Source organism: Catellatospora chokoriensis (assembly GCF_011297315.1).
Lineage (GTDB): Bacteria > Actinomycetota > Actinomycetes > Mycobacteriales > Micromonosporaceae > Catellatospora > Catellatospora citrea.
On sequence record NZ_JAAOTI010000015.1, the window covers coordinates 149217 to 175907 of the forward strand.

At 71.7% G+C, this 26691-nt stretch carries 22 protein-coding genes; 9 read left to right on the forward strand and 13 right to left on the reverse strand.

Going from position 1 to position 26691, the window contains the following annotated elements; genetic code table 11:
• Positions 1 to 114: 114 nt before the first annotated feature.
• Positions 115 to 1707 carry an MFS transporter gene (locus HAV39_RS23185; RefSeq protein WP_191841250.1) on the reverse strand — a complete coding sequence of 531 codons (1593 nt, stop codon included), beginning with the start codon at positions 1705 to 1707 and terminating at the stop codon, positions 115 to 117.
• 174 nt (positions 1708 to 1881) lie between these two features.
• Here HAV39_RS23185 and HAV39_RS23190 point away from each other — a divergent pair, with 174 nt between their 5' ends.
• On the forward strand, positions 1882 to 3180 hold the full coding sequence (locus HAV39_RS23190) for an ATP-grasp domain-containing protein (protein ID WP_191841251.1): 1299 nt from the start codon (positions 1882 to 1884) through the stop codon (positions 3178 to 3180).
• Positions 3181 to 3261: 81 nt separating this feature from the next.
• The gene (locus HAV39_RS23195; protein ID WP_191841252.1) at positions 3262 to 4197 is read left to right on the forward strand and encodes an alpha/beta hydrolase; all 936 of its coding nucleotides are present in this window, start codon (positions 3262 to 3264) and stop codon (positions 4195 to 4197) included.
• 45 nt (positions 4198 to 4242) lie between these two features.
• On the opposite strand, the gene HAV39_RS23200 is transcribed toward HAV39_RS23195, so the two are convergent.
• The 4 genes from HAV39_RS23200 to HAV39_RS23215 form a co-directional block, all read right to left on the reverse strand.
• Positions 4243 to 4956, reverse strand: a complete 714-nt coding sequence (locus HAV39_RS23200) for an SRPBCC family protein (protein WP_191841253.1) — start codon at positions 4954 to 4956, stop codon at positions 4243 to 4245.
• 4 nt (positions 4957 to 4960) lie between these two features.
• Complete coding sequence (locus tag HAV39_RS23205; RefSeq protein WP_191841254.1) at positions 4961 to 5590, reverse strand: ArsR/SmtB family transcription factor; 630 nt, start codon at positions 5588 to 5590, stop codon at positions 4961 to 4963.
• Between the two features lie 238 nt (positions 5591 to 5828).
• Positions 5829 to 7169, reverse strand: a complete 1341-nt coding sequence (locus tag HAV39_RS23210; RefSeq protein WP_239120280.1) for an aminotransferase-like domain-containing protein — start codon at positions 7167 to 7169, stop codon at positions 5829 to 5831.
• A 15-nt stretch (positions 7170 to 7184) separates the two neighbouring features.
• Positions 7185 to 8267, reverse strand: coding sequence for an alpha-hydroxy acid oxidase (locus tag HAV39_RS23215; RefSeq protein WP_239120297.1), 1083 nt, complete (start codon positions 8265 to 8267; stop codon positions 7185 to 7187).
• Positions 8268 to 8803: 536 nt separating this feature from the next.
• Between HAV39_RS23215 and HAV39_RS23220 the strand changes: the two genes are divergently transcribed.
• Both HAV39_RS23220 and HAV39_RS23225 read left to right on the forward strand, forming a co-directional pair.
• Positions 8804 to 10066, forward strand: coding sequence for a sensor histidine kinase (locus HAV39_RS23220; protein ID WP_191841256.1), 1263 nt, complete (start codon positions 8804 to 8806; stop codon positions 10064 to 10066).
• Positions 10063 to 10683 carry a response regulator gene (locus tag HAV39_RS23225; RefSeq protein ID WP_191841257.1) on the forward strand — a complete coding sequence of 207 codons (621 nt, stop codon included), beginning with the start codon at positions 10063 to 10065 and terminating at the stop codon, positions 10681 to 10683. The genes HAV39_RS23220 and HAV39_RS23225 overlap by 4 nt, the downstream gene beginning before the upstream one ends.
• 22 nt (positions 10684 to 10705) lie before the next feature.
• Here HAV39_RS23225 and HAV39_RS23230 read toward each other — a convergent pair whose 3' ends face one another.
• Complete coding sequence (locus HAV39_RS23230; RefSeq protein WP_191841258.1) at positions 10706 to 11536, reverse strand: hypothetical protein; 831 nt, start codon at positions 11534 to 11536, stop codon at positions 10706 to 10708.
• Positions 11533 to 12054: a SigE family RNA polymerase sigma factor gene (locus tag HAV39_RS23235; RefSeq protein ID WP_191841259.1), complete on the reverse strand. Its 522-nt coding sequence runs from the start codon at positions 12052 to 12054 to the stop codon at positions 11533 to 11535. Before HAV39_RS23235 ends, HAV39_RS23230 begins: the two co-directional genes overlap by 4 nt.
• A 133-nt stretch (positions 12055 to 12187) precedes the next feature.
• Here HAV39_RS23235 and HAV39_RS23240 point away from each other — a divergent pair, with 133 nt between their 5' ends.
• On the forward strand, positions 12188 to 13000 hold the full coding sequence (locus HAV39_RS23240; protein ID WP_191841260.1) for a protein phosphatase 2C domain-containing protein: 813 nt from the start codon (positions 12188 to 12190) through the stop codon (positions 12998 to 13000).
• On the forward strand, positions 12997 to 13173 hold the full coding sequence (locus tag HAV39_RS23245; RefSeq protein WP_191841261.1) for a hypothetical protein: 177 nt from the start codon (positions 12997 to 12999) through the stop codon (positions 13171 to 13173). The genes HAV39_RS23240 and HAV39_RS23245 overlap by 4 nt, the downstream gene beginning before the upstream one ends.
• A gap of 106 nt (positions 13174 to 13279) precedes the next feature.
• On the opposite strand, the gene HAV39_RS23250 is transcribed toward HAV39_RS23245, so the two are convergent.
• From HAV39_RS23250 to HAV39_RS23275, 6 genes are all read right to left on the reverse strand, one after another.
• Positions 13280 to 14506: a sugar ABC transporter permease gene (locus HAV39_RS23250; RefSeq protein ID WP_170213012.1), complete on the reverse strand. Its 1227-nt coding sequence runs from the start codon at positions 14504 to 14506 to the stop codon at positions 13280 to 13282.
• A gap of 11 nt (positions 14507 to 14517) precedes the next feature.
• Positions 14518 to 15315 (reverse strand): ATP-binding cassette domain-containing protein, encoded by a 798-nt coding sequence (locus HAV39_RS23255; RefSeq protein WP_239120278.1) that lies wholly within the window; start codon positions 15313 to 15315, stop codon positions 14518 to 14520.
• 103 nt (positions 15316 to 15418) lie between these two features.
• Positions 15419 to 16504: a sugar ABC transporter substrate-binding protein gene (locus HAV39_RS23260; RefSeq protein ID WP_191841262.1), complete on the reverse strand. Its 1086-nt coding sequence runs from the start codon at positions 16502 to 16504 to the stop codon at positions 15419 to 15421.
• A 185-nt stretch (positions 16505 to 16689) separates the two neighbouring features.
• Positions 16690 to 17508, reverse strand: a complete 819-nt coding sequence (locus tag HAV39_RS23265) for a MerR family transcriptional regulator (RefSeq protein WP_191841323.1) — start codon at positions 17506 to 17508, stop codon at positions 16690 to 16692.
• A 179-nt stretch (positions 17509 to 17687) separates the two neighbouring features.
• Positions 17688 to 18413 (reverse strand): M23 family metallopeptidase, encoded by a 726-nt coding sequence (locus HAV39_RS43315; RefSeq protein WP_120321410.1) that lies wholly within the window; start codon positions 18411 to 18413, stop codon positions 17688 to 17690.
• A 384-nt stretch (positions 18414 to 18797) separates the two neighbouring features.
• Complete coding sequence (locus HAV39_RS23275) at positions 18798 to 19979, reverse strand: cytochrome P450 family protein (RefSeq protein WP_191841263.1); 1182 nt, start codon at positions 19977 to 19979, stop codon at positions 18798 to 18800.
• A gap of 235 nt (positions 19980 to 20214) precedes the next feature.
• Between HAV39_RS23275 and ppdK the strand changes: the two genes are divergently transcribed.
• From ppdK to HAV39_RS23290, 3 genes are all read left to right on the forward strand, one after another.
• A complete protein-coding gene (gene ppdK / locus HAV39_RS23280) occupies positions 20215 to 22842 on the forward strand; it encodes a pyruvate, phosphate dikinase (RefSeq protein ID WP_191841264.1) in 2628 nt (875 codons plus the stop codon).
• 172 nt (positions 22843 to 23014) lie between these two features.
• Positions 23015 to 23362 (forward strand): VOC family protein, encoded by a 348-nt coding sequence (locus HAV39_RS23285; RefSeq protein WP_191841265.1) that lies wholly within the window; start codon positions 23015 to 23017, stop codon positions 23360 to 23362.
• Positions 23363 to 23687: 325 nt separating this feature from the next.
• Positions 23688 to 26531 carry a glycoside hydrolase family 9 protein gene (locus tag HAV39_RS23290; protein ID WP_191841266.1) on the forward strand — a complete coding sequence of 948 codons (2844 nt, stop codon included), beginning with the start codon at positions 23688 to 23690 and terminating at the stop codon, positions 26529 to 26531.
• The last annotated feature ends 160 nt before the right edge of the window (positions 26532 to 26691 follow it).

A 26691-nucleotide genomic window follows, 5' to 3' on the forward strand; every position in this document is an offset into this window, starting at 1 on the left:
CGTGCGCCCCCGACGGACCCGGTGAATCCGGAGACTAGCAAGCAGATCGATGTACTTGCAATGCTCGCTTTAAGTCTGTCGATACGTGAATGGACCAGCCAAAATTCGGGCTTTTCATGGCAGATGAGAGGGCCGCAATCCGACATTTATCTGACTCATCGTGAATTCCATCCGGGCGAGTTCCGCACGCAGCCGGGCCGCCTCGTGCCCGGTCCCGTCGTGCTCGCGCCGCGCCAGCTCGCGCACCGCCTCGTGCACGGCCGGGGCGTCGAGCTGCGCCAGGGCGTGGGCCGCCGTCTTGGCGCGCAGCGCCCGCCGCGGGGCCAGCCGGCGCAGTCCCGCCCTGGCCTGCAGCGTCCACTCGCCGTCGGTGTAGCGCAGCGTGACCCGGGGGCCGAGTGCCGTCGCGGCCAGCCCGTACCCCCGGGGCAGCGCCGCTGCCGGGTCGGCGGTCGGCCCGCGGGCCCCGGCGTCGTTGAGCTCGCGCCAGACCCGGTGCCGGACGACCGGGGTGAGGGTGACCGCGAAGTACAGCAGCGAGGCCAGCAGCACCCCGTTGACGAAGCCCAGCCGCTCCACGACGACCCCGGCCAGCACGCCGCCGAGCGGGATGCCGGCCATGGCCACGGCCATGATGATGCCGCCCGCGCGGGCCAGCATCGGGCCGGGCACCCGCTGGTAGATCACCGCACCGATGGTCGGGTTCACCGAGCACATCACCATGCCGCTGAGGAACGTCACGATGACGATCACGGTCAGGTTGTCGGTGAGCGCGAAGACCAGGAACCGGGGCGCGCCGCCCACGAAGTAGCCGAAGACCAGCGCGCTGTAGCGCGGCAGGTACGGCGCCAGGGTCGCGAACACGACACTGCCCACGATCATCCCGATGGCGTACGCCGCCGACACCGACCCCAGCGCCACCGGCGAGTCCAGCACCGTCAGCACCCACATCGGCACGAACACCACGGAGCTGGCCTGGTTGAACAGGTTCGTGAAGAACAGCATCCCGGTCACCGCCCGCAGCAGCGGCTCCCGGGTGAAGTACGTGAAGCCGCCGCGCAGCGCGGTCAGGTAGGGCTCGGCCGGAGCGGGTGTCGCGGGCTCGCCGTCCTTGCGGGCCGGGTCCGGCACGAAGAACGCCACCAGCGCCGCCCCGACGAGGAAGCTCGCCGCGTCGACCCAGATCGCCCCGATCGCGCCGAACGCGGCGATGGCGACGCCGCCCACCGAGGCCCCGATCAGCCCGGAGGTGCGCAGCACGCCCTCGCGGGCCGCCGACACCCGGGTGAAGTCCGTGCCCGCGGCGTCCATCAGGGGCTTGAGCAGGTTGTTCTTGGACCGGTCGGCCTGAGCCCGGAGCATCCCGGCCAGGCTGGACAGCACGATCAGCACGCCGAAGCCGAACTGCCCGGTCACCGCGATCGCGCCCATCACCACGGCGCTGCCCGCATCGGACAGCAGCGAGGTGGTCCGCGAGCCGATCCGGTCCTGCAGCGGCGCGGCCAGCACCCCGCTCAGCACGTACGCCAGCGTCTCGGCGCCCGCCACCACGCCGACCTTGACCGGGCTGCCCGTGGTCACCAGCACCAGCCAGGGAATGGCCAGGAAGGACATCCGGCCGCCGATGACCGAGATCGCCTCGGCGGCGACCAGGCCGGGGATGGCGACCCTGCTGCGCCAGGGCGACGGCGATGTCGCGATGGACAACGGAACTCCTTCTCAAGCCGGTCGCGTTCTTTGTACCAGCAAGAAAGGTCGCCATTGAAGTATCCGTAGGTATCGAGTGGTGAGGCTCTGGACACCCACCGTCGTCGTCGATACGGTGACCTTCGATCCGCGGGCGGTCAGCCCCGTCCGTCGGCGTGGAGAGGCGGTCGGTCGATGCGGTTGCTCATGGTCGGAGCGGATCTACCCGCCATCGCCGCGGCCGGTCCCGACGTCGAGGTGACCGTGCTGCTCGGCGCGACCACGAAGGACGGCTGGCTGCCGCTGCCCGCGGGCGTCCGCACCGTCTTCGTCGACGACCACAAGAGCATCGACGCCGCCGTCAACGGGCTGCTGCGTGCGGGGTTCGGCCCCGGCTCGTTCGACGCGGTCTACGCCTACGACGACCCCGCGCTGATGACCGCCGCGGCGCTGGCCGCCATGCTCGGCGCGCGCGGCGTCCCGCCGCGCACGGTCGCCCTGTTCCGGGACAAGTCCCTGCAGAAGCAGGCGCTGCGCGCGGCCGGGCTGCCGGTGACCGCGTGCACGGTCGTCGAGGACATCCGCGAGCTGCCCGCCGGCTTCCGGCTGCCGTACCCGAAGGCCGTGGTCAAGCCGGTCGCCGGGATGGCGACGCAGTCCACGTTCGTGGTCTCCAGCGACGCCGACCTGGCCCGGATCAGCGCCCAGTGCCGGGCGAACAGCACCGCCGCGCGCACCTTCGTGATCGAGGAGTTCGTCGCGGGCGAGGAGTGGTTCGCCGACGGCCTGCTGTCCGATGGGGAGCTGCGCTTCCTGAGCCTGGGCCGGTATGCCCAGCCCTGCCTGAGCGCGGTGCTGGAGAAGGCGCCGGTGCAGACGTTCTGCCTCGACCCGGTCGCCGACAAGGGAGCGTACGACCTGGCGGCGCCGCTGGTCGCCGACGCCCTGCGGGTGCTGGGCCTGACCGACGGCGTGTTCCACATGGAGCTTTTCCACCAGCCCGACACGGGTCGGCTGGTGTTCAGCGAGTGCGCGGCCCGCCGCGCGGGCGGCCCGATCAGCGACCAGATCCGCTACAAGTACGGCGTCGACCTGGCCGCGGACGGGGTGCGCGCCCTGCTGGAGCCGGTGGGCGAGCCGGACGTGCGGGTCCGCGATGGCGTGGTCGCCTCCACGTTCCTGCCGCTGCGCCCCGGCATCGTGCTCGGTTACCCGACCGCCGAGCAGGTGCTGGCGCAGCCCGACGTGGTGCACGCCCGGATCTTCGTGCCCAAGGGCATGCGGATCCAGGGCGGCGCGGCCAACACCTTCGCCCGGATGGGCGAGGTCACCGTGCACACCGCCGACGCCGAGACCGCCCAGCGGCGGCTCACCGAACTCGCCGACTGGTTCCGCCGGCACATCGAGGTGCTGCCGCTCGCCCCGACGCTGCGGGAGCTGTTCGCGGACCCGCGCAACGCCGACTTCGCCCACGCGGCCGCCGCGGACGGCTGACAGCAGCTCCGCGACGACGCGACACCCGCGGCCCGCCGAGCTGCCTCCGGCACGGTCGCCCAGCACGATCAGGAGAGTCCGATGCCACTGCACCCGCAGGTCCAGGCGATGCGCGCGCGCCGCGAAGCCAGCGACACCCCGCAGCTGTACACGCTGTCGGTGGACGAGGCCCGCGCCGCCGACCTCGCCTCGATCCAGGCGTCCGGGGGCGACCCCGAGCCGGTCGCCGAGGTCGTCGACCGCGAGATCGACGGCCCGGACGGTCCGCTGCCGATCCGGATCTACCGTCCCGTGCCCGGCGACGAGCTGCCGGTGCTGGTCTACTTCTTCGGCGGCGGCTGGACCCTGGGCACCATCGACACCTCCGACGCGGTGTGCCGCAGCCTCGCCAACGCGGTCGGCTGCCTGGTCGTCGCGGCGGGCTACCGGCTCGCCCCGGAGCACAAGTTCCCCGCCGCGGTGCACGACTGCCACGCCGCGGTCCGCTGGGTGGCCGCGAACGCCGCCTCGATCGGCGCGGACCCGGCCCGGATCGCGGTCGGCGGCGACAGCGCGGGCGGCAACCTGGCCGCCGCGGTCACCCTGCTGGCCCGCGCGGACGGCGACCTGCCGCTGGCCGGCCAGCTGCTGGTGTATCCGAACACCGACCACCGCTCGCACACCGCCTCGCTGCGCGAGGGCACCGACCCCTACCTGTTCAACGCCACCTCGGTCGCCTGGTACTGGGCCAACTACCTGGCCACCCCCGAGGACGGCCTCAACCCGCTGGCCTCGCCGCTGCGGGCGGACAGCCTCGCCGGGCTGCCCCCGGCCCTGGTCGTCACCGCCGAGTACGACCCGCTGCGCGACCAGGCCGAGGAATACGCCCGCCGGCTCGGCCGCGAGGGCGTGCCGGTGACGCTGACCCGATACGACGGCATGGTGCACGGCTTCTTCTGCATGGGCGGCGAACTCGACGCCGGCCGCCGCGCCCTGGCCCAGGCCGCCGACCAGCTCCGCAAGTGGTTCACCACGTGACAGGGGCTCCGCCCACGACGTGAGCGGAGCCCCTGGCGACGTCTCTCACGCGTAGACGCCCTGCAGCCACTCCTCGAGCGCCTTCTGCTCGGCGGCGGCGTCGGCGTTCGCGTCGAAGTGGTGGACGGCCACGCCGACCGGGGCGCCGAACGCGTTGCGGCCGAAGAAGCGGTACAGCGCGTCCTGGGTGCGCAGCCCGACGAAGTTCGGGTGGAGGTAGTCGACGACCGCCTCGGTCTGCCCGCCCGGCAGCGCGACCTGGACCGTGTCGTCCTGCCTGGTCTGGCCGGTCAGGCCGAGCGCGCCGCGCAGCGTGGTGAAGCCGTCGGGCGAGTTCGACGACGCCGGCGCGTCGGTCGAGGTGTAGACGACCGGGCGGCGGCTGAAGTGGGCCAGGTACTGCCCGAGGGTGTGCAGGTAGAAGTCGGTGTGCTGGCCGGCGCCGTCGTACTGGTTGTCCCAGTCGTCGGTGAACACGCCGCTGTGCACGTAGCGGAACCAGGTCCTGCCGCCGTCGCGGCCCTCGACGGTGTGCTCGACCTGGTTGAACCAGCCGTTGTCACCGTCCATCCGGGAGGTGAGGTGGTGCGGCGGCTCCCACGCGGTGACGGTGCCGCCGAACGCGGCCGCCCCGCCGACGCGCGGCTCGAACTCCATCGGCCACAGCCAGCCGCCGTTGCCGGTGGTGATGGCGTCCCAGTACTCCTCCGGGGTGGTCCGCAGCTCGCCCTCGCGCACGATCTCGAACTTCTTGCCCATGGCGCTACTCCTTCTCGGTGTCTTGCTCAGTGGAATGGGTGCCGTCCGCGCGTGGCAGCAGCAGACTCGGGTGCAGGCCGACCACCAGCCGGTGCCGGCGGCCGCCGGTGGCGCTCCCGTCGTGATAACGGCCGACCAGGGCGGCCAGCGTCTCGGTCAGCTCGGCCGCGAACGCGGCCCGGTCGCCCGCCGAGGCGAAGCGGATCTCGGTGTCCACCGCGAACGTGGCCAGCGGCCGCCGCGCGGCCCGCGCTCCGATGATCAGCTCGCCGACCTCGCGGACCAGACGCGAGGCCAGCGCCAGCAGCCAGCGGGCCGACTGCTGGTCGGGGGAGCGCTCCGGGTCGGGCGCGACCGCCGCGAACGCCGCGGGGGAGATGACGTAGGACGCCGCGGTCGCCCGCAGCACGCGCTCGGTGCAGTTGCCCTTGCGCCGCTCCTCGACCAGCTCGATGAGCCCGTGGGCCTCCAGCGTGTGCAGGTGGTGGTTGACCTTCTGCCGGGTGAGCCCGGCCTGCGCGGCCAGCGTGGTCGCCGATCCCGGTTCGGCCAGCGCGGCCAGCAACCGCGCCCGAACCGGATCGAGCGACACCTCGGCCACCGCCGCGTCTTCGATCACACCGACTTCAAACATGCCTCCACCCTCCCACCGACAACAAAAGTTGTCAAGGAGGCAACCCCGGTCGGCACCCCGCGCGACGATCTTGCGCGAACCGTGGGTACGACACGGGTGAATCGGTCAAATGAGCAACAGTTCGCGCAAGATCGTCGGGATCTTGGCGCGGGGTGGGGTGGGGCGGGGCGGGGTGGGGTGGGGGGCATGGAGACGCACCGGCCGCGTGGGGCGGGCCGGGGTGTGGGGTGAGCGGGGGTCAGGCTAGGGAGTCGCGGAGGAGGGCGGCGAGGCGGCGTACGCCCTCTTCGAGGGTGTCGGGGTCGAGGCCGCTGCAGGACAGGCGGAGCGAGTGGTGGCCGCCGTCGGTGTAGAAGAAGCTCATCGGGGTCCAGAGGACGCCGTGGCGGGAGGCGGAGACCTCCAGGAGTTTCTCGTCGGCGGGGATGGGCACGTCGACCACGGCGAAGAAGCCGCCGGCGGGGACGTTCCAGGAGATGCCCGCCTCGTCGCGCCAGGGCGCGGGCAGGTGCCGGTCGAGGGCGTCGAGCAGGCGCAGCAGGTTCTGCCGGTAGAAGGCGATCTTGTCCACGTTGGCGGCCTTGAGGCTGCATCCGGACTCGACCAGCAGGCCGCCGACCACGGCCTGGGCGATGGGCGAGGTGTTGACCGTGACCATGCTCTTGATCGCGGACAGTTCCTCGGCGAGCAGGGTGCGGTTGCCGGTGGCGTCGATGACGGTCTGGTCGGCGACCAGGAAGCCGATGCGGGCGCCGGGGAAGCAGGACTTGGCGAACGAGCCCAGGTAGATGACGCGCTGGTCGCGGTCGAGCGACTTCAGCCGGGGCCGGGGGCGGTCGTCGAGGCCGAACAGGCCGTACGGGTCGTCCTCCAGGATCAGCAGGTCCTCGGCGGCGGCGACGTCGAGCAGCGCGTGCCGGGCGGGCAGGTCCAGGCAGCGGCCGGACGGGTTGGCGAAATCGGGCACCAGGTACAGCGCGCGGGGGTGGCGGCCCTGGGCGCGCACCGCGCGGGCGACCTCGGCGACCCGGGCCGGGTCCAGGCCGTCCGGGCCCTCCGGCACGGGCACCACGTCGATGTTCAGCACCCGGGCCGCGCCGGTGATGCCGACGTAGCACGGCTCGGCCGCCAGCAGCACGTCGTCGGGTCCCGCGCACAGGCCCCGTAGCGCGATGATCATCGCCTCCTGGCAGCCCGCGGTCACCGAGATCGCCTCGGCGGGCACCTCGATGCCCTCGTCGACGGCGAGCATGCGGGCGATGAGCCCGTGGATCTGGCCGTTGGTGCGGCCGTACTGCATCAGGGCACGGCGGATCTGCTCCGGCGTGCTGCCCTGGTCACCGAGGTACGCGACGTACACGTCGAGGTAGCGGGCGATGTCGGCGGTGTCGTAGAAGCCTTCGTACGGCCGGCCGGCGGCCAGCGAGATCGCCTCCGGGTAACGCCCGGCGACCTCGTTGAGGAAGTTCATCGAGGCGGCGACGGGGTCGCTCACCGAGGCGTGCATCGCCTCCTTGACCAGCTCCACCGGCCCGCCGGCAGTGCGCGGCCGCGGGGCTCGCTCCGCTCGCTCCACCATGGACACGTGCTCCGTTCAGCCGTCTCGCCAGTCGGGCAGCAGCACCGCGTCACGGCCGATGTCGCCCAGTCGCGGCCGCCCGGCCAGCGCCATCGTGTGTTCCAGCTCGCCGGTGAGCATCGTCAGCACCCGGGCCACGCCGTCCGCGCCGTCGACCGCGAGCGCCCACAGCGCCGGGCGGCCGATGAGCACCGCGCTCGCGCCGAGGGCGAGGGCGGCGAAGACGTCGCGGCCGTGGCGTACGCCGCCGTCGAGCAGCACCGGGCAGCGCCCCGCGACCGCCGCGACCACCTCGGGCAGCGCCCGTAGCGCGGGCACCGAACCGTCGAGCTGGCGTCCGCCGTGGTTGGACACGACGATCGCGTCGACGCCGTGCTCGACGGCGCGGTCGGCGTCCTCGGCGGTGAGCACGCCCTTGAGCACCAGCGGCAGGTCGGTGAGCCCGCGCAGCCAGGCCAGGTCGGCCCAGGTGACGCTCTGGTCGAAGGTCTGCGCGGCGTGCGCGGCGATGGCGGACACGCCCTCGTGGCGCTCGTGCGCGGCCGCCATGATCGCGCCGTCGAGATTGACCGCGCGGATCCCCGGGTCGACGGCGAAGCCGTTGCGCGCATCGCGCAGGCGCTGCCCGATGCGCGGCGCGTCGACGGTCAGCACCAGTGCCCGGTAGCCGGCGTCCTGGGCGCGGTGGGCCAGCTCGGCGAGCGCGGCGCGGCGGCGCAGCCAGTACAGCTGGAGCCAGAGCGGGCCGGTCGCGGCCGCGGCGATCTCCTCCAGGCTGCGGCTGGCGAAGATGCTCACCACGAACAGGGCGCCGCGGGCGCCGCGGGCCGTGGCGACCTCGCCTTCGGGGTGGGCCAGCCGGTGGTATGCCGTGGGCGCGATGCCGACCGGCGTGGGCAGCGACAGGCCGAGCAGCGTGCCGGCCGTGTCGCAGTGGGACACGTCGACGAGCACCCGGGGCCGCAGCTCGATGCGGTCGAACAGGCGGCGGTTGGCGTGGAGCGTGAGTTCCGCGCCGCTGCCCCCGTCGATGTAGTCCCAGGCGTCCGCGGGTAGCAGGGGCCGGGCGAGGGCACGGTAGTCGTCGGCGCACAGGATCGGCAACGGACCTCCACAGCTTCGTACCCGTCCGCGGCCCACGCTAAAGGAGTCGATCGACGCCGCACAATAGCCGGCGATCTTTATAAGTGATTGTCGTAAGAATGATTTAGGTGCCGATTTCAATGGATGCCACCCGTGATGTGTCGGCACAGTGACACTCATTGCCGTCTATTGGGACAGTTCACGACGAGTTTTCAGAAGATCAATATTGAGGGACTTCACTGCGGAGTCAACAATCGCTACAGTCCCTAACGCGCCACTAGGGCGCTCCGGTGACAGACCATGCAGACATCGGAGCGTGCTGTGCCGCGCCCTTCAAGGTCCGAGGAGGAGGTGTGATCATGGAGGTTGCAAAGAAGGAGGTTGCCAAGCGCGAGGTTGCCAAGCGCGAGGTTGCCCAGCGTGAGGTCGACGGCGTCATCGCCTGACCTGATCTGTGAACCGGGGCGCGGCCTGGCGCCGCGCCCCGGCCACCGCGGCCGCTGCCCCTGGCGGCCGCGGCGCCCCCTGCCCGGCGGCTACGCTCTGACGCCATGAGCAGGGCGGGACGCGGGCAGGACGCGCTGACGCTGCTGCGCCGCGCCGAGCACGTGCTCTTCGCCGCGCTGCTGGCGATCGGCGCCGGCGAGGCCTGGGCCGACGGCGGTCACCGCGTGGCGGTGCTGCTCACGACGCTCGCGGTCGCCGCCTGGTACGCCGTGGGCATGGCGCTGTCGCGCCGCGCGGCCGGAGTCCGGATGGCGCTGCTGTGGCTGGTCGTGCTGACGGCCGGCTGGACCGCGCTGCTCGCCCTGTCCCTGTCGTTCGTCTGGCTCGCGTTCGCGCTGTACCTGCTCTGCCTGCAACTGCTGCCACCACGTGCAGGCCTGCCCGGCGTGGCCGCGCTGACCGCCATCGCCGTCGCCGCGGCGGGCGCGCACCGCGGCGGGCTGGACTCCGGCACCGTGCTCGGCCCGGTCTTCGGAGCCGCCGTCGCGATCGTGATCACCGCGGTCTACCGGCGGCTGCGCCGGGAGAGCGAGGCCCGCGCCGAACTGGTCCGCGAGCTGACGCGAGCGCAGGAGCGGCTCGCCGCGACCGAGCGCCGCGAGGGCATCCTCGCCGAGCGCGAGCGCCTCGCCCGCGAGATCCACGACACCGTCGCGCAGAACCTGTCCAGCATCATCCTGCTGCTGCGCTCGGCTCGCGACGCGGCCGATCCCGGCCCGCAGCTGGAGATCGCCGAGCATGCGGCCCGGGGCGCGCTCGAGGACACCCGGCGGCTGGTGCGCGCGCTGGCCCCGGCCGAGCTGACCGGCCGCTCACTGCCCGAGGCGCTGGCGCGGGCCGTCGCCGACGCCCGGCACTTCGGCGTCGAGGCCCGGTTCGTGGTCGACGGCGAGACCGGGCCGCTGCCCACCCCGGTGGCCGTCGCGCTGCTGCGGGTCACCCAGGCCGCGCTGGCCAACGTGCGCGCCCATGCCCGTGCGGCCACCGTCGTGGTCACCCTCGCCTTCCAACCCGCGGCGGTACGCGTGGACGTCGCCGACGACGGCGTCGGCTTCGACCCGCGGCACCCGGCCGCGTCACCGTCCTCGGGCACCGGCCTCGGCCTGTCGGCGATGAGCAGCCGCCTCGCCGAGGTCGGCGGCATGCTGGTCGTGGAGTCCACCCCCGGGGAGGGCACCGCGATCAGCGCCACCGTTCCGCTGCCCGTGACCGGGGCGGCGGGCGCGCCGGCGGTCGCGTCGCCCGCGGGGGAGGCGGTCCGGACTCCCGGCACGTCATCCGTCGCCGCCGGGGAGGCCCGGCCGTGATCAGCGTGCTGCTGGTGGACGACCATCCCATCGTGCGGGCCGGGTTGCGCGCCACGCTGGAGGCCGATCCGGGGCTCCGCGTGGTCGGCGAGGCGTCCGGCGGTGACGAGGCGGTGCGCCTGGCCCGTGCGCTGCGCCCCGACGTGGTGCTGATGGACCTGCAACTCGGCCCGGGCGGCGACGGCGCGGCCGCGACCGCGCGGGTGCGCGAACTGCCCGATCCGCCACGTGTGCTGATCCTGACCACGTACGACAGTGACGCCGACATCCTGCGGGCGATCGAAGCGGGTGCCATCGGTTACCTGCTCAAGGACGCCGAGCCGGCCGACCTGCTGCGGGGGCTGCGGGCGGCAGCGGCGGGCGAGACGGTGCTGGCCCCGTCGGTGGCCACGCGCCTGGTGTCGCGCGAGCGCGCCCCCGGGATCAGCCTGACCCCGCGCGAGGCCCAGGTGCTCCAGCTGGTCGCGGGCGGGCACTCCAACTCCGCGATCGCCCGGCAGCTGTTCATCAGCGAGGCCACCGTCAAGTCCCACCTGGTGCAGGTCTTCGCCAAGCTCGGCGTGGACAACCGCACCGCCGCCACCGCGGAGGGCCGGCGCCGCGGCGTCATCCGCTGAGCGGCGCCGACCGCACCACAGGTCACGGCAGCTCGGCCTTCGCCGCCACCTCCAGCGCGATCTTCTTCGCCTGGGCCGGCGTGAGCGGCGGCAGCTCGCCGGTATAACCGGTTCGCTCCATGGTGTACTGCGAGACGTCCGGATACCGGGTGATCTCGGTGGCGTTGTCGACCTGCACCGTCACCATGATCCGATCCGCTGGTCGGACGACGAGCACGACGACGGCGCGGTTGCGCTTGCCGTCGCTGCTGCCGTCGCCGGTGGCGGGCACCGACAGGATGCGCTCGCCGTCCGGCCCGGTCGACTGCGTACAGCCGGCGGCGACCTCGCTGGCACAGGTCTCCTCGCCGGTGGCGCGGCGCGCGGCGACCACGAGCGTGCCGGTCCGGCCCGCGGCGGTGAGCAGCTGGATCGCGCCGTACTCACCGCTGAACGAGTCCTGGAAGCGCAGGTCGCCGATGAGGTTCGCGCCGGGCGCGGCCCGGTGCAGCGCGTCGCGCGACGCCGCCTCCAGCCGTACTTCCACGGTCTTCGGCATCTCTGGTAACGCCGAGCGCGACGGGACGGTCGACGGCGAGACCTCGGCGGACGGAGCGACGACCGCGGACGGCGACGGCACGAGCGGCGACGGGCTGCCGGACGACGCGACGCCGAACGGCGACGAGCCGCCCGGTCCCGTGAGCACCAGGCCGGAGGCGGCGGCGGCCAGGGTGACGGCGAACGCGGCGGTGACCGAGGCGTGGCGTACCCGCTGCGCCCTGGCCCGGCGCAGCACGGACGCGAGCCGGTCCGGCGGCGGCGGCAGCGGCGGCACCGCGGCGAGGACGATCCGGGCGATGTCCTGTTCGGTCATGCGGGTGCTCCTTCCAGCACGAGGGATTGCATGTCCGGATCGGCGCGCAGCGCGGCCAGCGCCCGTGACGCCAGCACCTTGACCGCGCCCGGGGTGCTGCCGAGCAGCGCGGCGACCTCGGCCACGGGCCGGTCCTCGACGTAGCGCAGCACCACGACCGCCCGCGCGCGGCGCGACAGCCGCCCCAGCGCCCGGGTGACCGCGTCCTGCGCGGCGACCGTGCCGGCGTGGTCGGCGTGCGACGCCCGCTCCGGCAGGTCCCCGCTCGGTGTCTCGGCCCGCCAGCGCCGCCGCCACCAGGAGACGTACGTGGTGAAGATGACCCGCCGCACGTACGCCTCGGGGCTGTCGGCGCGCTCGACCGCGGCCCAGCGCCGCCAGGCCTTGGCCAGCGCGGTCTGCAGCAGGTCCTCGGCCCGGCCGGCGTCGCCGGTCAGCAGCCAGGCACTGCGCAGCAGCGCGTCGGACCGGGCCGCGACGAACTCCGCGAAGGCGCGCTCGGTGTCAGGTGGCGCCATGTGTGCTCCCCATTCCCATGCTCCCCATGACGCTTCGGCGCCGCCCCGAGGTAACACCCGATGCGACCGCATCAGCCGATCATGGGAGGGTGGATCCGCGGCGGCGACCTCGCGGCCGGGAACGGAGCGCAACATGCGGGTCAGCATCGCCAGCGAACCGGCCACCCCGGGCGCGGTCAACCTGGACTGGGCCGGGGCCTTCCCCCGGCTCGCCGTGGTGCTCGACGGGCTGACCGAGAGTCCGCAGACCGGTTGCGTGCACGGCACCGCCTGGTACGTGGCCCGCCTCGGCGCGCGGCTGCTGCGCCGGCTCGACGGCCCGACGCCGCTCGCCGACGGCCTCGCCCTCGCCATCGAGGAGGTGGCCGCCGAGCATCCGCGCTGCGACCTGCGGCACCCCGGCTCGCCCGGCTCGACGGTGTCGATCGTGCGGCAGACGCCGCAGGGTGCGGAGTACCTCGTGCTCGCCGATTCCCCGGTGGTGCTGGACACCGCGGACGGGCCGGTCGCCGTCATCGACGACTCGTGGAAGGCGCTCGCCACGCCGCACCTGGCCGCCGCGGCCGACCGTGGCACCCGGGACGACCTGGCCCGCTTCATCGCCGACCAGCAGTCCCAGCGCAACACCCCCGGCGGCTACTGGATCGCCCGCACCGAACCGGAGGCCGCCGCGCACGCCCGCACCGGCACGGTCCCCGGCGTACACGGCGCGGTGCTGGCCTCCGACGGCGCGGCCCTGCTCGTCACGGACTACGCCCTACTGGACTGGCGCGGTTACCTTGACCTCGCCTACCGCGAAGGCCCGGCGGGCATCATCGCCGCGACCCGCGCCGCCGAACACACCGACCCCGACCGCACCCGCTGGCCCCGCCAGAAGGTCAGCGACGACGCCACCGCCGCGGTATGCCTGTTCGACACCACCGGGCAGAAAGGCACCCACCCATGACCGACAACCGGTACTCCGGCGAGAAGTTCACCGACGAGGAATCAGCCTTCCTCCGCCACGTCAGATTCGGCGAACTCCCACCCCGCCCCGCCCCCGAAGACCTCACCACCACAACCGAGTCCGAAACCACCCCCCACCGCCCCCCCAACGTCAACCCCCACCTCCAGGGCTGACCCCCCCCACCACGACGATCTTGCGCGGGCTGTGGGTACGACACGGGTGTAACGGGCATATGGGCAACAGTTCGCGCAAGATCGTCGCGATCTTGGGGGGTGGGGGTCAGCGGCCGTGGGAGGTGCGGGAGCGTTGGACAAGGGCGTCGATGACCACGGCGGCCAGGAGGACGGTGCCGGTGACGATGAGGCGTACGTCCGAGGACAGGCTCAGTAGTTCCAGGCCGTTGGCGATCGAGCCGATGACGAGCGCGCCGAGCAGCGGGGCGTAGCGGCGGGTGCGGCCGCCGAACAGGCTGGTGCCGCCGATGACGGCGGCGGCGATCGCGTTGATGAGCGTCTCGCCGCTGCCGGACTGCTGGTTGGCGAAGCCGAGCCGCATCGCCGCGACCACACCGCTGACCGCCGCGAGGGTGCTGCACAGCGCGAACACCGAGATGCGGATCCAGTCGACGTTGATGCCCGCGCGGCGGGCCGCCTCGATGTTGCCGCCCACCGCGAAGATCTTGCGCCCGTACGCCGTCCGCCGCAGCAGCCAGTCGAAGAAGACCACCACCAGCACCATGAATACGAAGGTCCACGGCACCCCGCGGTCCAGGTAGAGCTTCGCGACGACGAGCTGGAGCAGCACGAGCAGGATCACCGCGACCGCGATCGGCAGCCACAGCGGGGTGACCGGGAGCTCGGCGGCGGCCCGGCGACGCCGGGTCAGCAGGCTGAGCAGCAGGTAGAGCAGCGGCGCCAGGGCGGCCAGGGTGATCGCCAGCCAGCGCGGCACGAAGGAGAACTGCGCCCAGCGCACCAGCGTGCCGGCCGGGGGCAGGTTGATGGTGCCCTGCTCGCCGAGCACACGCAGCTGCACGCCCTGCCAGATGAGCAGGCCGGCCAGCGTGACGATGAACGACGGTACGCCGATCTTGGCGAAGATGGAGCCCTGGATCAGGCCGACCAGCGTGCCGACGAGCACCGCGACCAGCACCGCCAGCAGTGGCGCGTAGCCGTGGTTCACGTGGGTGACCAGCAGCACCGCCGCGGCCAGGCCGCTGACCGAGCCGATGGACAGGTCGATCTCGCCGAGCATCAGCACCAGCGTGATGCCGGTGGCCATGATGCCCAGCGCGGCGATCTGCAGGCACAGGTTGACCAGGTTGAACGCGTTGAGGAAGGTCGGATTCAGGCTCTGGAACACGATCACGATGAGGATCAGCCCGATGATGATCGGCAGCGAGCCGATGTCGCCGGTGCGCAGCGTCTGCAACCAGCCGCCGACCGCCTCCTTCGGGCTGCTCAGCTCCGTCGCCGGAGTGGGCGGGGGCACGGCCGGTTCCGTCACGGGGTCGACCATCAGGCACCGCCCTCCGCCGAGCCGGCCGCCAGCGGGTCGTCGCCGGCGGACTGCTCGCGCAGCCGGGCCACCCGTTCGGAGACCACGTTCTGGGTCGCTCCGGTGATCGCGGCGATGATCTGCTCGTTGGTGACCTCGTGGATGCGGAACTCGCCGTTGTTGCGGCCGAGCCGCAGCACCGCCACCCGGTCCGCGACCGCGCGCACGTCGACCATGTTGTGGCTGATCAAGACCACGCCGAGGCCGCGGTCGCGGAGCCGTTCGATGAGGTTGAGCACCTGTGCGGTCTGCGCCACGCCGAGCGCCGCGGTGGGCTCGTCGAGCAGCACCACCTTCGGGTCGCCCAGCAGCGAACGGGAGATCGCGACGGTCTGCCGCTGCCCGCCGGACAGCGACGCGACGGGCAGCCGCACGCTGGGGATGCGCGCGGCCAGCTCGCGCAGCAGCTTGCCGCTGCGCCGCTCCATCTCGACCTCGTCGAGCGACGCGCCCCGCCGCAGCTCCCGCCCGAGGAAGAGGTTGTTGACCACGTCGAGGTTGTCGCAGAGCGCCAGATCCTGGAACACCGTCGCGATGCCGAGCTCCTGGGCCGCGTGCGGGGACTCGACGCGCACCTCCCGCCCGGCGAACGTGACCGTCCCGGTGTCCGGGGGACTCACCCCGCAGATCGCCTTGACCAGGGTCGACTTGCCCGCCCCGTTGTCACCGACGAGCGCGACCACCTCACCCGCGTACACGTCGAGATCCACCTCGGACAGCGCCTGCACCGCGCCGAACCGCTTGCTGACCCCCCGCAAGGCAAGAATCGGCTCCCTACCCCCACTCACCGCCCACCCCCTTGGAAAGGAAGGGCACCTTCACATCGCCATGCGTAGCGGAAGGTGCCCTTCTTAACGTCTGTCAGGTCAGGCCGGCGGCTTTGCAGGCGGCGGCGTAGGCCGAGGTGCAGATCTGCTCGATCGTGTAGAGCTTGTCCGCTACCACGGTCTGCTTGACGTTGTCCTTGGTCACCGACTGCGGTTCGAGCAGGAACGACGGCACCTCGGTCGCGCCGTTGTTCACGGTGCGGTCGGTGCTGGGCTTCTCGCCCTTGAGCAGCGCGACCGCCACCTCGGCGGCCTTGTCCGCCTCGGGCTTGAACGCCTTGTAGACGGTCATGTACTGGTCGCCGCCGACGATGCGCTGGATCGCGGCGAGCTCGGCGTCCTGACCGGTGGTGGGCGGGACGGGCGTGATGCCCGCGGCCCGCATCGCGGAGATCGCGCCGCCGGCGGTGCCGTCGTTGGCCGCGTACACCCCGACGAACCCGTCCTTGCCGAGCTGGGCGATCTGCCCCTCCATGAACTTCTGCGCGTTCTCGGGCTTCCACTCGGGCGTGAAGAAGTCGGGCGTCGGCACGGTCTTGAAACCCGAGGTGTCCAGCGCCGAGTGCGCGCCCTTGTTGAACAGCTTCGCGTTGTTGTCCGTCGGCGAGCCGTTGATCATCACGATGTCGCCGGAGGTCTTGCCCAGCTCCTTGAGCCGGTTGACCAGCGTCTCGCCCTGCAGCTGGCCGACGCGCTCGTTGTCGAAGGAGATGTAGTAGTCGACCGGCGCGTTCTGGATGAGCCGGTCGTACGAGATCACCGGCACGTTCTTCGACTTCGCCAGCGACACGATGGTCGCCGCCGCCGCGCCGTCGACCGGGTCGAGCACCAGCACCTGTGCGCCGTTGTTGAGCGCGGCCTCGGCCTGCTGCTGCTGGCGGCTCTGGTCCTGCTGGGCGTTGCTGTAGATGATCTCGCAGTTGGCACACAGTTCCTTGACCTTGGCCTCGAACAGCGGCCGGTCGTGCTGCTCGTACCGGGTGGTCTGCGATTCGGGCAGGAGCAGTGCGATCTTGCCGCCGCTGGCCGAGCCGCCGGAGTTGCCGCTCTCGCAGGCGGTCGCGCCGACGGCGAGCAGGAGCGCGGTGGTGACGGCGACTGCCAGGCGCCGCGAGGACATGGGTACCTCCTTCACGGCCGGCTCGCCGGGCGTGTCGGCACGGAATAGGTGAATACGAGTGATCGTATAACTCACCTATTCCGTGTATGTCCCACTTCGCGAATTCTCAGCTGATCGTCAGACTTGCCGGGCACCTGGGCGAATACGCGCTCAAGATACGCACAGGTGCCGGACAGGTTCGATGATCAAGGGCGGGTCACCTCGATCTGGAGTTCGGTCACGCCGTTCTCCGGGTGGTCCGGCAGGTAGTCGAGGTAGACCTCGCGGTGGTAGCCCACCATGCGGTAGCCGTTCTGCTCGACCCAGCGGGCCAGCGCCTGGAGGCTGTACAGCACGTCGTCCATCGGACCGCGATGGATCACCGTGGCGGCGTGGATCTCGGGCAGGTCGACGACGGCGAAGTCCTGGCCGGGCACCGGGCCGGCGGCCACCGGCAGGGCCGCGTGGACGAGCACCCCGTCGCCTTCGGGCTCGTAGTACGCGATGGCCGGTGCGCCCAGCGGGCTCACCCCGGCCTTGTCCAGGCGGCGCATCAGCTCGGGGTAGAGCGGGGAGATGGCCGGCCCGATGTGCTCGGGGCTGTAGCCGGCGGCGACGGCGGTGAGTTCGGCGATCCGCAACGGGGCGACCTGCTTGAGGGTGATGTCGTGGGTGGCCATGCGGCCCTCCTTCTCGATCATCCGGAGCCTCGCCTCGACCATGGCCAACCGCGCGGTGTCCGCTGCGACCTGCGCGGCCAGCTCCTCGCGGCGCAACCGCAGCATCCCGCGCAACTCGGCGACGGGCACCTGGTCGTCCAGGATCGCCTGCACCTGCTGCAGGGTGAAGCCGAGGCCCTTGAGCGCGACCAGCTTGTTGAGCCGCCACAACTGCTCGGCGCGGTAGAGCCGGTATCCGCTGACCGGGTCCACCGAGGCCGGCGGGAGCAGCCCGAGCGCGTCGTAGTGGCGCAGCATGCGGACCGACACGCCGCCGAGCTTGGCGAAGTCTCCGATGGTGAACATGTCGAGAACCACCCTGGGGGCTGACACGGTGTCAGGGTCAAGCCCATCCTGCCCGGCCACCGGGCGGGCGGCCGGACGAAGGGTCCGTCGCGGCGTACCCCGGACAGGCGAGAGGCCCGGATCAACGCTGATCCGGGCCTCTCGTCGGGGGGAGGGATGGGGGTATGGGGACGGGCGGGTCAGCAGGAGGTCTGGATCCCGCGGTCGGCCAGCCAGCCGTCCGGGTTGATCTGGTTCCACATGCCCTTGTGCACCTCGAAGTGCAGGTGCGGGCCGGTCGAGTCGCCGGTGGAGCCCTCCAGGCCGAGGATGTCGCCGGCCTTGACCTCATCGCCGACGGACACCTTGTCCTGCGACATGTGGGCGTAGTGGGTGAGGTAGCCGTTGTGGTGGTCGACCACGACGGAGATGCCGTATCCGCTGTACGCCCAACCGGCGCTGACCACGGTGCCGGCGCCGACGGCGCGGATCGGGGTGCCGCTGGGCATCGCGAAGTCGATGCCGGCGTGCAGCACACCCCAGCGCTGGCCGAAGCAGGACGTCACCTGGGCGCCCTTCATCGGGATCAGCCAGGCGGGCCGGGGGGCGGCGGCGGGCTTCGGCGCGGTCTTGACGGTGGCCGGCTTCGGCTGGGCCGCGGCTGGCTGCTTGGGCGGGGTGGCGGCGGGCTTGGTCGTGGTGGGGGCGGAGCGCTGGTATCGGCTCGCGTCGTCCGCGACGGCCTGCCGTTCGGCGAGCGCGTCGAAGGATGCCACGCTGGTGATCGCCTTCGCGGCGTCCGCGGGGGTGGGGTCGTTGTCGTTGGCGTTGGCGGCGCCGCTGATCAGGCCGAAGGCGCTGACACCCGCGAGTGCGGTGACGGCCAGTGCCTGGCGGGAGTGCCGGGCGAGACCTCCGCGAACCATTCCGCCGGTCTGGGCGAGGCGGTCACGGCTCTTGTCGAGGGTGCCGGGGACGCTGTGCTTGCCACGTTTGAAGTAAGTCACGGGGGTTGGGGGCCTTTCCGTCATCACCTTTGATTCGGGAGCGCCCATACTGCCTGCTCAGTGACTGGACTCACCAACGCGACCAGGAATCATCTGCCCTGATGGGTGAACTTTCCTCCCCTTCTGGTGGCTTACTGGTCGGTTCATCACGTCTTGCGATGCTGTGATGTGCATCACATCATGTCCGAATTGCTGTCATTTTCCCCTACGGGATCGCCTCAGGGTGGGGTCTTTTTATGCCATCAAAGCTCCACTCGGATGCCCAAATCGGCACTAAGTGGAGCTTTGATCTTGGGGGAATTTTCAGTTCACCATGACCGGCAGCCGATCGAGGCCGCGTAGCAGCGCTCCGGGACGCCAGATCAGCTCGTCCAGCGGCTGCGTGGCGCGCAGCTTCGGGAACCGGTCCAGCAGGCCGTTGAACGCGATCTCCCCCTCCAGCCGGGCCAGCGGCGCGCCGAGGCAGTAGTGGATGCCGTGGCCGAACGCCAGGTGCTGGTTGTCGGTGCGCGCCGGGTCGAAGCGTTCCGGGTCGGCGAAGACCTGCGGGTCGTGGTTGGCCGACAGCAGGCTGACCATGACGATCGCCCCGGCCGGCACGGTCACCCCGTCGAACTCCACCGGCTCGGTGGCCAGCCGGAAGGTCGCCGTCTTCACCGGGCTCTCGTAGCGCAGGAACTCCTCGATGGCGGGGGAGACCAGCTTGCGGTCCGCGCGCAGCCGGGCCAGCTGCTCCGGGTGGTTCAGCAGTACGAAGACACCGTTGCCGATGAGGTTGACGGTGGTCTCATGGCCGGCGATGAGCAGCAGGAAGACCAGCGAGGTCAGTTCGTTCTCGGTCAGCCGGTCGCCCTCGTCGGCAGCCGTGACGAGCGCGGACAGCAGCGCGTCGTCCGGCTCGGCCCGCTTGCGTTCGACCAGGGAGCGCACGTACGCGTTCATCGCCGTCGCAGCGGCCAGCGGGTCGCCCTGCACCAGCGCCCCGGCGATGATCGTGTTGGACCACTCGCGGAAGCTGTCCCGGTCGTCCATGGGCACCCCGAGCAGCTCGCAGATGACCTGCAGGGGCAGCGGGAAGGCGTACTCGCCGATCAGGTCGACCTCGTCGCGCCCGGTCAGGCCGTCGAGCAGTTCGTCGGAGATGCGCTGCACGTCGGGGCGCAGGTCGGCGATGCGCCGGGCGGTGAACACCGAGGAGACCAGGCGGCGCAGCCGGGTGTGCTCGGGCGGGTCGTTGCTGAGCATGTGCGAGTCCATCGCGGCCCGCAGCTCGTCCGGCCAGCCGCCGCCGGACCGGATGGGGGTCCCGGCCATGTTCTTGCTCAGGCGCGGGTCGTTCAGTGCCCGGCGGGCGTCGTCATACCGGGTGATCAACCAGGCGGTGAAGTTCTCGGCCAGCGGGATCTCGTGCGCGGGGGCCTCCTCGCGCAGCCGCGCGTAGATCGGGTGAGGGGCGGACGTCGCTTCAGGACCGAACGGATGCATGCTCGAACGTTAGCAATCGATGTCCGGTTCAGCGGTCCCTTTCGGGTCTCGCCGAATGACGCCCGTTCGTGGCGGGATGCGCGGTACTGCGCATGGGAACGCTCCCCGAAAACCGCACGAACGGCACATCCGTCGATACCTGTGCCATCCGTCACCAGCTCCTCCTAAATTCCCTGAGCGGCCGTTAAGGTCCCGCGCAAGACTGGTTGTCGAGGTCACTACGCGGGAGGTCGCAATGACGAAGTACGTGTACGACTTCGCCGAGGGCAACAAGGACCTCAAGGACCTGCTCGGCGGCAAGGGCGCGAACCTCGCCGAGATGGTGCGGATCGGCCTGCCCGTGCCACCCGGGTTCACCATCACCACCGAGGCCTGCCGCGGGTACCTCGCCGCGGGCAGCCCGCCCGCCGAGCTGGCCGAACAGGTCGGCGCGCACCTCGCCGCGCTGGAGCAGACGATGAGCCGCCGCCTCGGCGACCCTGCCGACCCGCTGCTGGTCTCGGTGCGCTCCGGAGCGAAGTTCTCCATGCCCGGGATGATGGAGACGGTGCTCAACGTCGGGCTGACCGATGCCAGCGTGCACGGGCTGGCCGCGCGCAGCGGCAACGAGCGTTTCGCCTGGGACTCGTACCGCCGGCTCATCCAGATGTTCGGCAAGACCGTCTGCGACGTGCCCGGCGACGCCTTCGAGCACGCCCTGGACCAGGTCAAGGGCCAGCGCGCGGACGTGGAGCTGGACGCCGCCGAGCTGCGCGGCCTGGTGGACACCTTCAAGGCCATCTTCGCCGAGCACACCGGGCGCGAGTTCCCGCAGGACCCGCGTGAACAGCTGCGCCTCGCCGTCAACGCCGTCTTCGAGTCCTGGAACGCCGAGCGGGCCGTGCTCTACCGCCGCCAGGAGCGCATCCCGGCCGACCTGGGCACCGCGGTGAACATCGTGGCGATGGTCTTCGGCAACCTCGGCCCCGACTCCGGCACCGGCGTCGCCTTCACCCGCGACCCGGCCACCGGCGCCCGCGGCGTGTACGGCGACTACCTCGCCAACGCCCAGGGCGAGGACGTGGTGGCCGGCATCCGCAACACGGTCCCGTTGCAGGAGCTGGAGCACCTGGACAAGAAGTCGTTCGACGAGCTGATGGAGATCATGTCCACGCTCGAAGGGCACTACCGCGACCTGTGCGACATCGAGTTCACCATCGAGGCCGGCAAGCTGTGGATGCTGCAGACCCGGGTGGGCAAGCGCACCGCGGCCGCGGCGTTCATCATCGCCTCGCAGCTCGTCGACGAGGGCATGATCGACCTGGACGAGGCGCTGCGCCGGCAGAGCGGGGCGCGGCTGGCCCAGCTGATGTTTCCGACCTTCGACGCGGCCGCCGTCGACAAGCCGATCGCCAAGGGCATCGCGGCCTCGCCCGGAGCGGCCGTCGGGCACGTGGTGTTCGACAGCGCCCAGGCGGCCGAGCGGGCCGCGAAGGGGGAGAAGGTCATCCTGGTGCGCCGGGAGACCAACCCCGACGACCTGCCCGGCATGATCGCCGCGCAGGGCATCCTGACCAGCCGGGGCGGCAAGACCTCGCACGCCGCGGTGGTGGCCCGGGGCATGGGCAAGACCTGCGTGTGCGGCGCCGAGTCGGTCGAGGTGGACGTGGCCGGCCGGCGGTTCACCGTCGGCGACGTCACCGTCGGCGAGGGCGACCTCATCTCGATCGACGGCACCAGCGGGGCGATCTACCTCGGCGAGGTGCCGGTCGAGCCGAGCCCGGTCGTGCGCTACTTCGACGGCGAGCTGTCCGCCGACGCGGACACCCTGGTCACCGCCGTACACCGGATGCTCGTCCACGCCGACCAGCGGCGGCGCATGGCCGTGCGCGCCAACGCCGACACCGGCTCCGACGCGGCGCGTGCCCGCCGCTTCGGGGCGCAGGGCATCGGCCTGTGCCGCACCGAGCACATGTTCCTCGGCGAGCGCCGGGCCATGGTGGAGCGGCTGATCCTGGCCGACGGGCCGACCGAGCAGCAGCAGGCGCTGGACGCCCTGCTGCCGCTGCAGCGCGACGACTTCGTGGAGATCCTCCGTGCGATGGACGGGCTGCCGGTCACCATCCGGCTGATCGACCCGCCGCTGCACGAGTTCCTGCCGCCGCTGGAGGAGCTGGCCGTCGAGGTGGCGACCGCGAAGGAGCCCGACCCGCACCGGCAGGCGCTGCTGGCCGCGGTGCACCGGATGCACGAGCAGAACCCGATGCTGGGCCTGCGCGGCGTACGCCTCGGCCTGGTCATCCCGGGCCTGTTCGGCATGCAGGTGCGGGCCATCGCGCAGGCCGCGGCCAAGGTCCGCGCCGAGGGCGGCGACGCCCGGCCGGAGATCATGGTGCCGCTGGTCGGCGCGGTGCAGGAGCTGGAGGCGGTACGCGCCGACGCCGAGCGCATCCTCGCCGAGGAGGGCATGGCCGGCACCCCGATCGGCACGATGATCGAGGTGCCCCGGGCCGCCCTGACCGCGGGCCAGATCGCCGAGGCGGCCGACTTCTTCTCCTTCGGCACCAACGACCTGACCCAGATGGGCTGGGGCTTCTCCCGCGACGACGTGGAGGGCTCGTTCTTCAGCCGATACCTGGAGCTGGGGGTGTTCGGCGTGTCGCCGTTCGAGACGCTGGACCGCGACGGCATCGGCCGACTGGTGCGCATCGCCGTGCAGGAGGGCCGGCAGGTCCGGCCGGACCTGAAGATCGGCGTCTGCGGTGAGCACGGCGGCGACCCCGAGTCGGTGCGCTTCTTCCACGAGGCGGGATTGGACTACGTCTCCTGCTCCCCGTTCCGCGTCCCCGTCGCCCGCCTGGAGGCCGGCCGCGCCGTCCTCTGACCGCGGAAAGGAAGGGCATCGTCGGCTCGCGTCAGTGAGACGAGCAGCGGCTCGGCACAACGTATAGCGATGTGAAGGTGCCCTTCCTTTCCGTCAGGTTTACGGGTGGTGGCAGACGGGAATCCGGGGGCGTACGCTTTCGGCACTCTGTCCACACCGGCAGGAGGCGGCGATGGGGCTGCGCTGGCATGGCACCGCAGTGGACGCCGGGGATCCGGCGCGGCTGGCTCGCTGGTGGGCTGAGGTCCTCCACTTCCAGATACTGGAGGAGCGGCCCGACGCGGTGGCGATCGCCCCCGACCAGGCGAGCTATCCGGGCATGCTGTTCGTGCAGGCGCCGGCCGCGAAGGTGGGCCGCAACCGGCTGCAGGTCGAGCTGGACTGCGACGATCTCGTGTCCGACATCGAACGCCTGATGGACATGGGCGCGCGCCACGTGCCGGCGCAGACGCCGAGCACACCGTGGACGCTGCTGGCCGACCCGGAGGGCAACGAGTTCCGGCTGCGCCCGCGCCGGTGACCGCCACGCGGCGAAAGTTCCATTGCGGACCGTCCATCGTCGTGGGAGCGCTGCCAGCACCATCCGCATGTCGGGGCCGTTGCCGGGCAGTCCGCGACACGCACGGGATAGATCATCGGATAACTGCTGGTCATTGACGCTTCACATGTGCGTTACATCCGGCTACATTGGTCCGCAGTTGTGGGAGCGCTCCCGCAAACTTCCGCCCGATCACTCACCGCGCCTGGTCGCCACGCCGGGCGGGGCCGGATGCGCCCACGTCCGATCCCGCGCCGTCCCGTCGTGGACCGCACCGCGTGCGGCTCCACGTACGAGGAGTTCCGCCATGCCCGACGCACGACCACACTGGGGACGCCGGCTGGCGGCGACCGCCGCCGCGGCGCTGACCGCGGCGAGTTTCGCCGTCGCGGTCAGCCCCGGCCCGGCCGCCGCCGCCCCGTCCTTCAACTACGCCGAGGCGCTGCAGAAGTCGCTGTACTTCTACGAGGCCCAGATCGCCGGCCCCAAGCCCGCCTGGAGCCGGGTGTCCTGGCGCGGCGACTCCGCGCTCAACGACGGCTCCGACGTGGGCCTGAACCTGACCGGCGGCTGGTTCGACGCCGGTGACCACGTCAAGTTCGGCTTCCCGATGGCGTTCACGACCACGATGCTGGCCTGGGGCGCGGTCGAGTACCGCGCGGGTTACGCCGCCTCCGGGCAGCTCACCCAGCTGCTGAACAACCTGCGGGTGCCCAACGACTACTTCATCAAGGCGCATCCGTCGCCCAACGTCCTCTACGGACAGATCGGCAAGGGCGACGACGACCACAAGTGGTGGGGTCCGGCCGAGGTGATGCCGATGGCGCGGCCCGCGTACAAGATCGACGCGAGCTGCGGCGGCGCGGACCTCGCCGGTGAGACCGCGGCCGCGATGGCCGCCTCGTCGATGGTGTTCCGGCCCACCGACCCGACGTACGCCGACACCCTGGTCACGCACGCGAAGCAGCTCTACACGTTCGCCGACACGGTGCGCCAGACCTACCACTCCTGCATCACCGACGCGACGAACTTCTACAAGTCGTGGAGCGGCTACACCGACGAGCTGGTGTGGGGCGGGATCTGGCTGTACCGGGCCACCGGCGACGCCTCCTACCTGGCCAAGGCCGAGGCGGCGTACGACAGCCTGGGCACCGAGCCGCAGACCACCACCCGCTCCTACAAGTGGACGCTGGCCTGGGACAACAAGCAGTTCGGCGCGTACGTGCTGCTGGCCAACCTGACCGGCAAGCAGAAGTACGTCGACGACGCCAACCGCTGGCTGGACTACTGGACCGTGGGCGTCAACGGCGAGAAGATCCGCACCTCGCCCGGTGGCATGGCGGTGCTCGACAGCTGGGGCGCGCTGCGCTACGCCGCGAACACCTCGTTCGCCGCGCTGGTCTACAGCGACAACACCACCGACACGGTGCGCAAGCAGCGTTACAAGGACTTCGCGCTCCGGCAGATCAACTACGCGCTCGGCGACAACCCGCGCAACTCGTCGTACATGATCGGCTTCGGGAACAACTCGCCGAAGAACCCGCACCACCGCACCGCCCACGGCTCGTGGTGGGACAGCATGACGGTGCCGGTCGAGACCCGGCACGTGCTGTACGGCGCGCTGGTCGGCGGCCCGTCCTCGCCCGACGACGCGTACAAGGACGAGCGCAACGACTACGTGATGAACGAGGTCGCCACCGACTACAACGCCGGCCTGACCTCGGCGCTGGCCCGGCTGTCCCAGGAGTACGGCGGCACCCCGCTGGCGGGCTTCCCCGGCGTGCAGGCCCCGGACATGGACGAGATGACCGTCGAGACCACGCTGACCGCCGACCTGCGGGAGACCCGGGTCAAGGCGATCGTCTACAACAAGTCCGCGTTCCCGGCCCGCGCGCTCACCACGGCCAAGTTCCGCTACTACTTCACCCGTGACGACGCCAGCGCGGTCGTGGTGACCTCCGGCTACACCCAGGGCTGCCCGTCGCCGAGCACCGCCAAGCAGGCCCAGGGCAACCTCTGGTACGTCGAGGTCGACTGCACCGGATACACCATCGCGCCGGCCGGGCAGTCGCAGCACCGGATGGAGGTGCAGTTCAAGGTCGGCGTCGGCGAGGGCGGCACCTGGAGCCCCGCCAACGACCCGTCGTACCTGGCCACCGCGGGCGTCAACCCGGGCGTGCCGCTGTACCACGGCGGCGTGCGGATCTGGGGCAACGAGCCCAGCACCACGCCCGACACCACCGCGCCCGGCGTGCCCGGCACCCCGAGCGCGTCCGGCGTCACCGCCACCGGGCTGACCCTGGCCTGGGCGGGCTCGACCGACACCGGCGGCAGCGGCCTGGCCGGCTACGACGTCTACCGCGAGGCGGGCACGACGGACGTGCTGGTCGGCTCGCCGACCGCGGCCACCCTGCCGCTGACCGGACTCACCCCGAACACCTCGTACACCTACTACGTGGTGGCCAAGGACGGGGCGGGCAACCGCTCGGCGGCGTCGCCCCCGGCGACCTTCACCACGCTGATCGCCGACCCGGTCGACACCACCGCGCCGAGCACGCCGGGCACGCCCGTCGCGTCCGCGGTGACCTCCAGCGGGCTCACGCTGACCTGGACCGGCTCCACCGACAACGTCGGCGTCACCGGCTACCGGGTCTACCGCGAGGCCGGGACGACGGACGCGCTGCTGACCACGGTCACCGGCACCACGTACGCGGTGACCGGCCTGACGGCCGCCACGGCGTACCAGTTCTACGTGGTCGCGGCCGACGCGGCGGGCAACGCCTCGACGCCGTCGAGCGCGGTGTCGGTGACGACGCTGCCGAACAGCCCGGCGGGCAGCTGCCAGGTGACCTACGGCAGCAACGACTGGAGCACCGGCTTCACCGGCAACGTGACGATCAGGAACACCGGCACGGCCACGATCAACGGCTGGACGCTGCGGTTCTCGTTCACCGCCGGGCAGCAGATCACCCAGTCCTGGTCGTCGAAGTACACCCAGACCGGGGCGGATGTCGCGATCACCAATGAGAGCTGGAACGGCACGCTCGCCGCCGGGGCGTCCACGTCGTTCGGCTTCAACGCCACGCACGCCGGCAGCAATCCGCGGCCGGCGGCGTTCACCGTCAACGGCGCCACCTGCACCATCGGGTGACGTCCTCCGGCCCGCGCCGCCGCCAGGGGGTGGCGGCGGCGCGGGCACACCGGTCCGAGCCCAAGCGGACCGTCCGGGGGTACGCGAGTGCGGCGCGTACCCCCTTGACGTGTCCGCCCTGGACACAGCAAGAGGGGGTACGCGGATGCGGTCGCGTACC